Annotated in this window: 12 protein-coding genes and 1 pseudogene; 4 read left to right on the plus strand and 9 right to left on the minus strand. The window is 66.1% G+C overall.

Annotated features, from left to right (window positions below):
• Both GH737_RS15280 and pgl read left to right on the plus strand, forming a co-directional pair.
• A pseudogene (locus tag GH737_RS15280) lies at positions 1-265 on the plus strand (TonB family protein); the annotation flags it as partial.
• Between the two features lie 18 nt (positions 266-283).
• A complete protein-coding gene (pgl, locus tag GH737_RS09285; protein ID WP_155264553.1) occupies positions 284-988 on the plus strand; it encodes a 6-phosphogluconolactonase in 705 nt (234 codons plus the stop codon).
• Between the two features lie 113 nt (positions 989-1,101).
• Here the strand turns inward: pgl and GH737_RS09290 are convergent, their stop codons facing one another.
• The 9 genes from GH737_RS09290 to GH737_RS09330 all read right to left on the minus strand — a co-directional run bounded on the left by GH737_RS09290 (position 1,102) and on the right by GH737_RS09330 (position 10,841).
• Positions 1,102-2,757 (minus strand): MFS transporter, encoded by a 1,656-nt coding sequence (locus tag GH737_RS09290; RefSeq protein WP_230558727.1) that lies wholly within the window; start codon positions 2,755-2,757, stop codon positions 1,102-1,104.
• Positions 2,758-2,798: 41 nt separating this feature from the next.
• The gene (locus GH737_RS09295) at positions 2,799-3,272 is read right to left on the minus strand and encodes a DUF3833 family protein (protein ID WP_155264554.1); all 474 of its coding nucleotides are present in this window, start codon (positions 3,270-3,272) and stop codon (positions 2,799-2,801) included.
• Positions 3,269-5,191, minus strand: a complete 1,923-nt coding sequence (gene acs / locus GH737_RS09300; protein WP_155264555.1) for an acetate--CoA ligase — start codon at positions 5,189-5,191, stop codon at positions 3,269-3,271. Before acs ends, GH737_RS09295 begins: the two co-directional genes overlap by 4 nt.
• On the minus strand, positions 5,188-6,288 hold the full coding sequence (locus GH737_RS09305) for an NAD(P)-dependent alcohol dehydrogenase (RefSeq protein WP_155264556.1): 1,101 nt from the start codon (positions 6,286-6,288) through the stop codon (positions 5,188-5,190). The genes acs and GH737_RS09305 overlap by 4 nt, the downstream gene beginning before the upstream one ends.
• A 1-nt stretch (position 6,289) precedes the next feature.
• Positions 6,290-7,126 (minus strand): HpcH/HpaI aldolase/citrate lyase family protein, encoded by an 837-nt coding sequence (locus tag GH737_RS09310; RefSeq protein WP_155264557.1) that lies wholly within the window; start codon positions 7,124-7,126, stop codon positions 6,290-6,292.
• Complete coding sequence (locus tag GH737_RS09315) at positions 7,126-7,578, minus strand: MaoC family dehydratase (RefSeq protein WP_155264558.1); 453 nt, start codon at positions 7,576-7,578, stop codon at positions 7,126-7,128. The genes GH737_RS09310 and GH737_RS09315 overlap by 1 nt, the downstream gene beginning before the upstream one ends.
• A gap of 8 nt (positions 7,579-7,586) precedes the next feature.
• Positions 7,587-9,902, minus strand: a complete 2,316-nt coding sequence (locus GH737_RS09320; RefSeq protein ID WP_155264559.1) for a transketolase — start codon at positions 9,900-9,902, stop codon at positions 7,587-7,589.
• A 295-nt stretch (positions 9,903-10,197) separates the two neighbouring features.
• The gene (locus GH737_RS09325; RefSeq protein ID WP_230558728.1) at positions 10,198-10,458 is read right to left on the minus strand and encodes a YdeI/OmpD-associated family protein; all 261 of its coding nucleotides are present in this window, start codon (positions 10,456-10,458) and stop codon (positions 10,198-10,200) included.
• Positions 10,459-10,466: 8 nt separating this feature from the next.
• The gene (locus GH737_RS09330) at positions 10,467-10,841 is read right to left on the minus strand and encodes a winged helix-turn-helix transcriptional regulator (protein ID WP_155264560.1); all 375 of its coding nucleotides are present in this window, start codon (positions 10,839-10,841) and stop codon (positions 10,467-10,469) included.
• A gap of 128 nt (positions 10,842-10,969) precedes the next feature.
• On the opposite strand from GH737_RS09330, the gene GH737_RS09335 reads away from it, so the two are divergent.
• Together GH737_RS09335 and GH737_RS09340 are read left to right on the plus strand one after the other, a co-directional pair.
• Positions 10,970-11,521 (plus strand): FMN-dependent NADH-azoreductase, encoded by a 552-nt coding sequence (locus GH737_RS09335; RefSeq protein ID WP_155264561.1) that lies wholly within the window; start codon positions 10,970-10,972, stop codon positions 11,519-11,521.
• A 63-nt stretch (positions 11,522-11,584) separates the two neighbouring features.
• The gene (locus GH737_RS09340) at positions 11,585-11,827 is read left to right on the plus strand and encodes a DUF6582 domain-containing protein (protein WP_155264562.1); all 243 of its coding nucleotides are present in this window, start codon (positions 11,585-11,587) and stop codon (positions 11,825-11,827) included.
• Positions 11,828-11,987: the final 160 nt, after the last annotated feature.

The raw sequence follows: 11,987 nt of genomic DNA on the forward strand, positions 1-11,987 counted from the left end.
TGCGACGCCGGTCCTCACCGGGCGCGATTTCCCTCGCGACCTGCTCCAGCAATGGCCGCGCGGCGCGACCGTGTTCATGCGGCTGCGGGTCGACGCGCGCGGCTATGTGAGCGAGTGCACCGTCGACCGCGGCACCGGCGTCGCGGCGATCGACTCGGTTGTATGCAACCTCGCGCACGACCGGCTGCGCTTCCGCCCGGCGCTCGACCGGAGCGGCCAGCCGGTTGCAGGATGGTTCGGATACGCGCAACGAGCGCCGCGATAGCCCAACAGAAGGAATCACATGATCGAAGCGGAATGGTGGGAGTACGACTCCCTGGACGAACTTGCCGACGCCGTCGCGGGAGACGTCGGGTTCATCATCGAAAGCGCGATCGACGCGCGCGACGCCTCGCTGATCGCGGTGCCTGGCGGGAAGACCGGGCCGGCGGTTTACGGCAAGCTCGCGAAGCAAAAGCTGCAGTGGAAGAAGGTGACGGTGATCCCGACCGACGACCGGCTGGTCGCGGTCGACAGCGACTTGTCGAACGTGCGCGAGATCGCCCGCGCCTTCCTTGCACTGGGTGCGCGCGTGGTGCCGCTGACGAGCGAGGCCGCCGGCGATTACCGACTGGCGGGAAATGCGGCCGACGCGCGGCTGCAGGACTTGTCGTGGCCGCCCGACCTGGTCTGGCTCGGCATGGGCGCGGACGGGCACACCGCCTCGATCTTTGCGGGGCCGGACATGCAGGCGGCGCTCGACGCTCCCAAGGCGCGGCGTGCGATCGGGACCATGCCCGACCCGCTGCCGGAGGAGGCGCCGGTCGCGCGGGTGACGCTGACTCGCGGCGCGATCCTGTCGGCGCGGACCGTGCTGATCACGATCACGGGGCAGCAGAAGCGCGACCTGCTCGAACAGGCGATCGCCGACGGCCACAGCTCGAAGCTCCCGATCGGTCGCGTCCTCGCCGAAGCCGAGCAGCCGATCGACATCCACTGGTGCCCGTAGAGGAAAATTCGATCTCACGCGAAGGCACGAAGGAGAAGAGAAGCCACGAAGATGGGCTTGTTCACTTCGTGCCTGATCGTCCTTCTTCGTGCCTTCGTGTGGAAATCTAAGCTCTAGATCTCTTCCAGCCGCCGCCCTGCCGTTTCCTTGAGAAACAGCAGCGACACCACCACCGATATGCCGGTGAACACCACCGCATACCAAAGACCAGCATAGATATTGCCGGTGATCGCCACCAGCGCGAAGCTGGTGACGGGGAGGAATCCGCCGACCCAGCCGGTGCCGACATGGTAGGGGAATGACATCGCCGTGTAGCGGATGCGCGTCGGGAACATTTCGACGAGCGCGGCGGCCTGCGGCCCGTAGAGCGCCGTCGCGGCGACGACGAACAACAGCAGGATGATGATCAGCAGGGTCATGTTCGCCTGGTCAGGGTCAGCGGCCTTCGGATAGCCGGCGGCGAGCAGCTCCGCGCCGATCTCCCTCGCGGTTTCCGCCTTGAGCGCCTTGAGATCCGCACCGCTCAGGCCCTCGCCGTGCCCGACAGGCACTGCTTCGGTGCCGACCACGACCCGCGTGCTGCCGTCGGCGGACGGATGGGTCACGAACGAAACCCCCCGGGTCACCAACACGCTCTTGGCGACGTCGCATGCACTGGTGAATTTGGCGGTCCCCACCGGGTCGAACTGCGCAGTGCAGCTCTTCACATCGGTCTCGACGATCACCGGCGTAGCCTCCTGCGCCTCCACGAGCGCGGGGTTGGCGGCATTCGCGATCCAGTGCGAGCCCGGAAAATAAAGGAACAGCGCGAGCGCCATGCCGCCGACCATCACCGGCTTGCGCCCGACGCGGTCGCTGAGCCAGCCAAAGAAGACGTAGAGCGGGGCGCTGACCACAGTCATCACGATCAGCAGCAGGTCCTTGGTTTCCGCCGGCATGCCGAGCGATTTCTCGAGGAACACCTGCAGATAGAAGAAAGCGAAATACCAGACCGCGCCTTGCGCGCACATGATGCCGAAGAAGGCGATGAGCACGCGCCTGAGGCTGCGCCACTCGCCGAATGCCTCGCGCAGCGGGGTCCGCGTCACCTCACCCTTTTCGCGTAGCCTCGCGAATTGCGGGCTTTCGGCGAGCTTCGCGCGCATCCACACCGAGATGACGAGCAGCACTGCCGAGACGAGGAACGGCACCCGCCAGCCCCATGAAGCGAACGCGTCCTCGCCGATCGCGGTGCGCGTCGCGACGATCACGAGCAGCGCGGCGAGCAGGCCGAACGAAGCCGACGACTGGATCCAGCCGGTGGCGGCGCCGCGCTTGTCGTTGGGCGCATGCTCGGCGACGTAGATTGCGGCGCCGCCATACTCCCCGCCGAGCGCGATGCCCTGGATGATCCGCAGGAAGATGAGCAGGGCCGTTCCGAGCGTCCCCGCTTGCGCGTACGTCGGCAGGACACCGATCAGGACGGTCGCGCCGCCCATCATGCTGACGGTGATGAGGAACGCGCCCTTGCGCCCTAGACGGTCGCCGACCACCCCGAAGATGAGCGCGCCGAGCGGCCGGAAGGCGAAGCCCGCAGCGAACAGCGCAAGCGCCGCGATCAGCGCCGCGGTCGGCTCGAGCCCGGCAAAGAACACTTTGGAGATGACAGGGGCCAGGCTTCCGAAGATGAAGAAATCATACCATTCGAACGCTGTTCCGGCTGACGATGCGATGACGACGCGCGCCATCGACCGGGGCTCGTGCTCATGCTGCCGGGCAATGCTCGCCATGCTGCTTCCCCTCCCGCCGGAGGGATAGCACCGCTTCTTTGTCAGTCCACCTTGCGGATCGTTTCGTCGTAGTGGGCGACGGTGATCCCGAAGCGTTTCACGCGCATCTTGTTCTGGACCTCGACGGGGCTGACCGGCGTCAGCACCTGGTCGAAGTTCAGGTGGTCCTTGCCGGTGTAACGGATTCGCACGCCCGTCTTGGTGAGGTCCACTCGCACGTCGCTGGCGGCATCGGTGAGCGTGCCTTCGAACCGGTCGGGCGCGGTCTGGCGCAGCCGCCAGAACCGTGTGCGCGGCGGCTTTCCAGGCTCGCGGATGACCTGCTTGAGCACCAGCGAGCCGTCCTTCTCCGCAGTTCCTTCGCTGTCGACGCTCATTTTCTTGGGCGCCTGGAAAATGATCTTGAGCGTCCCCTCCCCGTGCGTGCGGCCGCGGAAGAATTCAACCGGATTGAAAGCCGCGTCCGCGGGCGCGGCAGTGGCGATCAGGGCTGCTGCTGCGAGTGCGGCTCTCACTCGCGGCCGGCCAGCAGCGCGTCGACAACCGTCGGGTCTGCGAGCGTCGAGGTGTCGCCGAACCCTTCGGTCGCGCCTTCGGCGATCTTGCGCAGGATCCGCCGCATGATCTTCCCCGAGCGGGTCTTGGGCAGCGCGGGCGTGAAATGGATCTTTTCGGGCGCCGAGAATGCCCCGATGTCGTGCCGGACTTCCAGCACCAGGTCCTTCCGGAGTGCGTCGTCGCCTTCCTCGCCGGCATTGAGCGTCACGAACGCGTAAATCGCCTGGCCCTTGATGTCGTGCGGGAATCCGACGACCGCTGCCTCCGCGACCTTGGGATGACTGACGAGCGAGCTTTCCACCTCGGCGGTGCCGATGCGGTGGCCGGAGACGTTGATTACGTCGTCCACCCGGCCGGTGATCCAGTAATAGCCGTCCGCGTCGCGGCGGCAGCCGTCGCCGCTGAAATAGAGGCCGGGATAGGCCTTGAAATAGGTTTCGAAGAAGCGGTCGTGGTCGTTCCAGACGGTGCTCATCTGGCCGGGCCATGACGAAGCGAGGCAGAGGTTCCCGCTGGCTTCGCCTTCGAGAACATGGTGGTCGGCATCGACCAGAAGCGGCTCGACACCCGGCAGCGGTCTGGTCGCCGAGCCCGGCTTCATCTCCGTCGCGCCGGGGAACGGGGAGATCATGATTCCGCCGGTCTCGGTCTGCCACCAGGTGTCGACCACCGGGCAGCGCTCGTCGCCGACGACCCGCCAGTACCATTCCCACGCCTCGGGGTTGATCGGCTCGCCCACGCTTCCGAGCAGCCGCAGCGACTTGCGGCTGTAGCGCTTCACCGGTTCGTCGCCCTCGCGCATCAGCGCGCGGATCGCCGTCGGCGCGGTGTAGAAGATGGTGACTCCGAGCCGGTCGACGGTCTCCCAGAAGCGGCTGAAGTCGGGGTAATTGGGCACCCCGTCGAACATTACGCTGCTCGCGCCCATCGCCAGCGGGCCATAGACGACATAGCTATGGCCGGTGATCCAGCCGACATCGGCGGTGCACCAGTAGATGTCGTCCGGCCGATAGTCGAAAATCCATTCGAACGTCGTCGCCGCCCAGACGGCATAGCCGCCGGTCGTGTGCACCACCCCTTTGGGCCTTCCCGTCGAGCCCGAGGTGTAGAGAATGAATAGCGGGTCGGTCGCCTTCATGATCTCCGGATTGCACTCGGTCGAAAGCGCGTCGCGATGATCCGAATAGCGGATGTCGCGGCCGTCCTTCATCGGAACGTCGGCACCGGTACGGGTGACGACGATGACGGTGTCTACGTCGCGCTGCTCGAGCGCGGTGTCGACATTGCGCTTGAGCGGAATCTTCTTGCCGCCGCGAACCCCCTCGTCGGCGGTGATGACGCAGCAGGCGTCGCAATCGGCGATGCGGCCCGCAACGCTCTCGGGCGAGAAGCCGCCGAAGATGACCGAGTGGATCGCGCCGATCCGCGCGCAGGCGAGCATCGCCGCCGCCGCTTCCGGGATCATCGGCATGTAGATCATCACCCGGTCGCCGCGCCCGACGCCGCGCTGCTTCAACAGGTTCGCAAAGCGGCACGTCTCTTCGTACAGCTCGCGGTAGGTCCACGTTTGGCCGTGCCCGGGCTCGTCCGCCTCGAAGATGAGGGCGGCGCGGTCGCCCCGCTGGGCGAGATGCCGGTCGAGGCAGCTGACCGACAGGTTGAGCTCGCCGTCGGAGTACCAGTCGACACGGAAGTCGTTCTCGCCGAACGACCAGTCGCCCGCGACGGTCGGGAATTTGTTCCACGTCAGGCGCCGCGCCTGGTCGAGCCAGAAGCGGTCGGGATCGGAGCTGGCGAGATCGTGAAGCTCGGCGAGCTGGATCGGACCGATACGGGCGTTGAAGTCTTCGGGAACAGGGTGGACCGCTTCGCTCACAGGCCGCGGCTCATGTCGATGACGAAGCGATAGCGGACATCGTTCCTGAGCAGTCGCTCGTACGCCTCGTTGACCTCACTCATGGCGATAAACTCCACATCCGGATAAATGCCCTTCTCGGCGCAGAAGTCGAGCATCTCCTGAGTCTCGGGGATGCCGCCGATCGCCGACCCGCCGACCGCCCGGTTCCACCAGATCAGGTTCGATCCGACGAAGCCCGGCATCTGCATCAGTGCGCCGACGATCACCATCCGCCCGGAGCGGCCGAGCAGGTTCAAATAGCCGTCGATCTCGTGGCTGACCGGGATCGTGTTGAGGATGAAGTCGAAACGCGTCACGGCGGCTTCCATCTGCGCGGGGTCGGTCGAGATGATCACGTCGTGCGCGCCGAGCTCGCGGGCGTCGTCCCCCTTGCTTGGAGTCGTCGTGATCATGGTCACGTGAGCGCCCAAAGCCGCGCCGATCTTCACCCCCATGTGGCCGAGACCGCCGAGGCCGACGACCGCCATCCTGGTGGTCGGCCCGACATTGTACTGGCGGAGCGGCGAGTAGGTGGTGATTCCAGCGCACAGCAGCGGCGCCACGCGGCTGACGTCCATGCCGTCGGGCACTTTAAACACGAAGTGATCGCGGACGACGATATGGTCGGTGTAGCCGCCCTTCGAAATCGTGCCGTCGTGGTAGTCGGCGCTGTTGTAGGTCTGGACGCAGCCCTTCCGGCAGAACACTTCCCAGCCGGCGAGGCACTGGTCGCATTCCGTGCAGCTGTCGACCATGCACCCGACCGCGACCGTGTCGCCGACGCGGTGACGGGTGACTTCGTCGCCGACAGCGGTGACCTTGCCGACGATCTCGTGCCCGGGGATCACGGGATAGATCGTGCCTTCCCAGTCATTGCGGCAGGTGTGAAGGTCGCTGTGGCAGATGCCGGCGTGGGTGATTTCGATCGCGACATCGTCGGGGCGCAGCGCGCGGCGCTCGAACTGCATCGGCCTTAGCGGCTGGTCGGCGGTATCGGCGCCCCAGCCCCTGGCACTCGTCGGCTTGTGGACGGCTTGTTCGCTGCTCGCGGTGCCGGGTACTGCTGTCGTCGCCATCTCAAGCCTCCTGTCGTGCTCGTTCGAGAACGCGCCGTGCCTGAACAAGGTGCGGCCGATCGACCATCTTGCCGCCAACCGTCAGCACGCCCGCCTCGGGATGAGCCTCGAATGCGGCGACGATCTCTCCGGCATGCTTCACTTCTTCAGCCGACGGGGTGAATGCGTCATTGATGACCGGCACCTGCGCCGGGTGGATGGCGAGCTTGCCGGTGAAGCCGTCGCGCCGCGCCGCCTCGGCTTCGGCCCTGAGGCCTTTCTCGTTCTTGAAGTCGGCGAAGACGCCGTCGACGGGCTGGACTCCGGCTGCAACCGCGCCCGCCAGGCACAGCGACCGCGCCAGCCTGTAAGTGAAGCCGAGCTCACCGCTGGCATCATATTTGGAGGAAGCGCCGAGCGCAGCCGACAAATCCTCCGCGCCCCAGCTCATTGCCGTTAGCGGCGAGCGCGGATCGCGATAGGACAGCATCCCGAACAGGCTCGCCGCGGTCTCGGTGACGATCGCATGGACCGGGATGCTGCCGGTGCGGTGGGCGAGCTCGGTCACGTCGCTCCCGCTTTCGGCCTTGGGAAGGACGATACCGTGGATGTCGCCGATCCCGATCAGCTCGAGGTCGTCCTTGATGAACGGGCTTGCGAGCGGGTTTACCCGGATCCACCACTGCGGCCCGCCCGAACGCTTGAGGAGGTTCCTGAGCAGGTCGCGCGCGACCGGCTTCATCGCTGCCGCGACGCTGTCCTCGAGGTCGAAGATGATCGCGTCGGCGTCGCTGTCGAGCGCCTTGGCGACCTTCTTCTCGCTGTCCGCCGGGACGAAGAGCCAGGAGCGCGGCTGCATCAGGCGGGCTTCCTGAGGAGCAAAGCGGTCCGCGTGCATTCGCACACCAGCTCGCCCTTTTGGTTGAAGCTGCGGTGCGCCCAGGTGACGATTCCCGCGTTCGGGCGCGACTTGCTCTCGCGCCGCGCAATGCATTCGCTCGTCGAGTGCAGCGTATCGCCGACGAAGACCGGGTTCGGGAACTTTAGCGAATCGTAGCCGAGATTGGCGACGAGGGTACCGAGGGTCGTGTCATGGACGCTGACCCCGACCATCAGGCTGAAGGTGAAGCAGCTGTTGACGAGCGGCTTTTTGAATTCGGTGTTCGCGGCGGCTTCATGGTCGAGGTGCAACGGCTGCGGATTGTGGGTGAGCGTCGTGATCAGGACATTGTCGGTCTCGGTCACGGTGCGCGTGATCGCGTGGGCGACGGTGTCGCCGATCTGCCATTCGTCGAAGTAACGCCCGGCCATGATGCTTCCTAGGCAGGCAATAGTAGCTCGGCAACGGCCTCGGTGATCGCGGAGCCGTCGAGGCGATAGGCGGCATAGAGGTCGGAGAGGTTGCCGGTCTGGCCGAACTTCTCGACGCCGAGCGGCGCGACCCGCTGGCCGAGGACGCCGCCGAGCCAGGAGAGCGACGCCGGCGCCGCATCGGCGATGGTGACGAGGCCGGCGCCCGTGACGAGGCGGGAGAGCAACAGCTCGGCATGGCTGGACTTGCGTTCGCCCTGCCAGCGCGCCGCTTGTGCCGCGGTCCAGCCGCGGTGGAGCAGGTCAGGCGAGGTGACGGCGAGAAGGCCGAGCCCGGGCACGTCCTCACTCAGTTCCTCCCACGCGGCGAGTGCTTCGGGCATGACCGCGCCCATCGCGACAATCGCGGCTTCGGCGTTCGGGCCGGGCTCGCGCAGCCAGTAGCCGCCCGCGAGCGCGCCTTGGCGCCAGCTGTCGTCGGAGCGTTCGATCTGCTGAATGCTGCGCGTCGACAGCCGCAGGTACGTGCTCTCTCCTGCGGGATCGTCGATCAGGCGGAAGGCTTCCTCCATCATGGCCGCGAGCTCGTCGGCATAAGCAGGCTCGTAGTGCCGCAGTCCCGGCTGGCCGAGTGCGATCAGCGGCGGGTTGATCGACTGGTGTGCGCCGCCTTCCGGGCCGAGCGTGATGCCGCTGGGAGTCGCGACGAGCAGGAAGCGCGCGTCCTGGTAGCAGGCATAGTTGAGCGCATCGAGGCCGCGGGCGATGAAGGGGTCGTAGAGCGTTCCGATGGGGAACAGCCGCTGGCCGAAGAGGTCGCCCGAAAGGCCGGCCGCGGCAAGCATCAGGAACAGGTTGCTTTCGGCGATCCCGAGCTCGAGGTGCTGACCGTTGCTCGTCGCGCCCCATTTCTGCGCCGACGCAATCTTCGCCTGTGCGAAGACGTCGGGCATGTCGCGGCGGCGGAACAGGCCGCGCTGGTTGACCCACGCGCCGAGGTTGGTCGAGACGGTGACGTCGGGCGAGGTGGTGACGATGCGATCCGCGAGCTCGCCGCCGGCCTTGGACAGGTCGAGCAGGATTCGGCCGAACGCCGCCTGCGTCGACTGTTCTTCGCCTGACGGTGCAGGCAGCACCGGTGCGGTCACGCTGCCGAACGCACGGGCACGCTTGTCGCGAGCGATACGGCTGCGCTCGATCAGCGCCTCGACGCCTGGACGAGCATTGTCGCCAATGCCTTCGAACGGCTCCCATTCCCGGCCTTCCGGGACACCCATTGATTCGCGCAGCGCGGCCATCTGGGTCGGGTTCATCAGCCCGGCGTGGTTGTCCTTGTGGCCGGCGAAAGGCAGGCCAAAACCCTTGATCGTCCAGGCGATGAAGAGCGTCGGGACGTCGTCGTCCTGAGCCTCGTCGAAGGCCTGGACCAACGTCTCCATGCAATGGCCGCCAAGGTCGGTGAACAGCGACGCGAGCGCCGCGTCGTCATGCTCGTTCAGGATGCTCGCCGCCTTGTTGCCGACCTCGGCCTCGATCCGCGAGCGCCATGCGGCGCCGCCCTGATAGTGCAGCGCAGACAGCTCGGCGTTCGACAGCTGCTCGAACCAGCTCTTGAGCGCGGCATTGCCGTCGAGAACGCGTTGCAGCTTCTTGCCGTATCTAAGCTCGACCACGTGCCAACCGCAGCTTCGGAAAATCTCGTCGAAGCGCTCAAACATGCGGTCCGCGCTGGTCGCGTCGAGGCTTTGGCGGTTGTAGTCGACGATCCACCACAGGCCCCGCACGTCGTGCTTCGCCCCTTCGATGATCGCCTCGTAGATGTTGCCCTCGTCGAGCTCGGCATCGCCGATCAACGCGACGAAGCGGCCGCGGTCCGCCTGATCCATCCAGCCGTGCGCGGTGAGATAATCCTGCACCAGGCTTGCGAAGAGCGTGACCGCGACTCCGAGGCCGACCGAGCCGGTCGAGAAATCGACGGGGATGCTGTCCTTGGTCCGGCTCGGGTAGGATTGCGCACCGCCGAAGCCGCGGAAATTCTCGAGCGCTTCGCGGCTTTGCAAACCGAGCAGGTAATGAATCGCGTGGAGCACCGGCCCGGCGTGCGGCTTCACCGCGACCCGGTCGTTCGGCCCGAGCGCATGGAAATAGAGCGCGGCCATGATCGCCGTCATCGAGGCGCAGCTCGCCTGGTGACCACCGACTTTCAGGCCATCATCGTTCGGGCGGACGTGGTTGGCGTGGTGGATCGTCCACGCCGACAGCCAGCGCAGCCGGTCGTCGAGGATTTTCAGCGCTTCGATGTCGGTAGTCACGGGCTTGAGCATGGCGGCGGCCTAGACCAGCGCGACGGTTGGGAAAAGCAGTGCGCCGGTTGCGATGTGCGGGTCTCACCCCGTCATCCCGGCCCTGAGCCGGAACCTGCCTTCACTTCAACGGCAGCGGCGGAAATCCGAAATCTTCGGCGAGATCGCGCCAGGTGGGATTTTGCTCATTGATGAGGTCATATTTCCATGCTCGCGGCCATCGCTTGATCGGCTTCTCAAGGCCGGGATGACAATAGTGCGATCGCGCGCTTCAATATCCGCAACTGGCAGGCAGCGGACGCAAACCGCGCCGCCTCTATCGATGCTTGCATCCCGGCCAGCAGCACGGGCGGCGCTTGCCATCGCTGAGGTTCTCGCAGCCCCAGCGGATGCGCTTTTCGCGGGTTTCGGCCTTCTTCGCGTCCTCCACCCAGCAGATCCACTCGTTGCGGGCGAGCGGCGTGATGTCGCGCCAGGTGGCCGATGCTGCTCCATCCGCCTGGAGCGCTTCCTCGAAATCGGCCGGCAGGTCATGAACCACGCCGCCCGGAAGCCTGGTCGCGCCCATCCTGTCCATCGCCAAAGCTAGGCCGCCTCGCGCCTGTCGAGCTCGGCGTCGTACGACGCCTGCGCGGCGTGGATGGCGTCGCTATGATCCATCGCCCAGGTGACGAGGCCGCAAATCGGCTTCTGGAGCGAATGACCGAGCTCGGTCAGCTCATAGTCGACGCGCGGCGGGATCGAGGGCGTGACGGTGCGGTTGACGAGGCCGTCGCGCTCGAGGTTGCGGAGCGTCAGCGTCAGCATGCGCTGCGAGATGCTCGGAATTTCGCGCCGCAGCTGATTGAAGCGCCTCGAGCCGTCGCCGAGCGTCTGCACGACCAGCAGGCTCCACTTGTCGCCGATGCGCTGGAGAAGCGCGCTGATGGTGCGGCAGACAGGATTTGCCGGGTCCTTCATGGTCGGTCACCTCGATGTTCCTGCGTCACAAACTTGTTCGTCCGCCACACAAAAGTGCGTCCTTGTGGGCGATCCGCTAGTGGTTATCTGGCGTTCCTCAGTACTTAATCAATACCGAGGAGGCAATAGTGACCATCTTGCACATCGACAGCAGCATCAACGGCGAAAACAGCGCGAGCCGCGCAATCTCGCGCTCCATCGTCGGGCAGCTGCGCGCGAGCGACCCTGTTTCCCAACTCGTCGCGCGCGACCTCGTCAGCGAGCCGCTGCCGCACCTGACGCTCGATGCGTTTGCCGACACCTCCGTGCTCGACGAGTTCCTTTCCGCGGACGCGGTCGTGATCGGCGCGCCGATGTACAATTTCACGCTGCCGACGCAGCTCAAGGCGTGGCTCGACCGCATCCTCGTTGCCGGCAGGACCTTCCGCTACACCGAAAGCGGCCCCGAAGGGCTCGCCGGCGGCAAGCGCGTGATCGTCGCGCTCGCCCGCGGCGGCTTCTACGATGCGGGTTCGCCGGCTTCGGCCCTCGAGCACCTCGAGACCTATTTGCGCGGCGTGTTCAACTTCATCGGCATCGAGCCGGAGTTCGTCGCCGCGGACGGACTGGCGGTCAGCACCGAGCAGCGCGACGAATCGATCAGGCTCGCGCTCGGCGAAACGGTTCGGCTCGCGGCGTGACGCTGCTCAATTCGGCGGAGCGGCGGCGATGCCGGTGCGTTGGTCCACCGAAGGAGAAGCAAAATGAGCGAACTCGACGCAAATGACCGCGAGAAACTGAGCGACAGCGACTATGCGTTCCCCAAGGAGCGCAAGGAGCCGATCTGCGACGCCGACCACGTGCGCAACGCGATCGCGCGCTTCGACCAGGTCGAAGGCGTGTCGGACAAGGAGCGCGACGAGGCGTGGGACAGGATCAAGAGAGCCGCGAAGAAGTACGACGTCGAGGTCAGCGAGAAGAGCTGGCACGAGCTCGGGAAGAGCTGAGGCGCGCGCTTCACGACGACAGGCCGACCGCGAGCATCCCGAGGAAGACGAGGAGCCCGCAGGTCCGGTTGGAGCGGAACAGCGTGAGCGCGAGCGCGCCGTCGCGCGGGTCGGCTCGCAGCCCCTGGTTGGCGAGGTGGAGCGCGGCCGGCGCGAGCGC

The sequence above is a fragment of the Sphingomonas segetis genome, from assembly GCF_009720245.1.
GTDB classification, from domain to species: domain Bacteria; phylum Pseudomonadota; class Alphaproteobacteria; order Sphingomonadales; family Sphingomonadaceae; genus Sphingomicrobium; species Sphingomicrobium segetis.

Excerpts from the sequence above, each read along its gene's own strand:
- pgl (WP_155264553.1), top strand. The coding sequence starts at position 284 with ATGATCGAAGCGGAATGGTGGGAGTACGACTCCCTGGACGAACTTGCC.
- GH737_RS09310 (WP_155264557.1), bottom strand. The coding sequence starts at position 7,126 with ATGCAGCCGCGCTCCTGGCTCTTCGTCCCGGCGGACAGCGAGAAGAAG.
- GH737_RS09290 (WP_230558727.1), bottom strand. The coding sequence starts at position 2,757 with ATGGCGAGCATTGCCCGGCAGCATGAGCACGAGCCCCGGTCGATGGCG.
- GH737_RS09340 (WP_155264562.1), top strand. The coding sequence starts at position 11,585 with ATGAGCGAACTCGACGCAAATGACCGCGAGAAACTGAGCGACAGCGAC.
- GH737_RS09325 (WP_230558728.1), bottom strand. The coding sequence starts at position 10,458 with ATGGACAGGATGGGCGCGACCAGGCTTCCGGGCGGCGTGGTTCATGAC.
- GH737_RS09330 (WP_155264560.1), bottom strand. The coding sequence starts at position 10,841 with ATGAAGGACCCGGCAAATCCTGTCTGCCGCACCATCAGCGCGCTTCTC.
- GH737_RS09320 (WP_155264559.1), bottom strand. The coding sequence starts at position 9,902 with ATGCTCAAGCCCGTGACTACCGACATCGAAGCGCTGAAAATCCTCGAC.
- GH737_RS09305 (WP_155264556.1), bottom strand. The coding sequence starts at position 6,288 with ATGGCGACGACAGCAGTACCCGGCACCGCGAGCAGCGAACAAGCCGTC.
- GH737_RS09315 (WP_155264558.1), bottom strand. The coding sequence starts at position 7,578 with ATGGCCGGGCGTTACTTCGACGAATGGCAGATCGGCGACACCGTCGCC.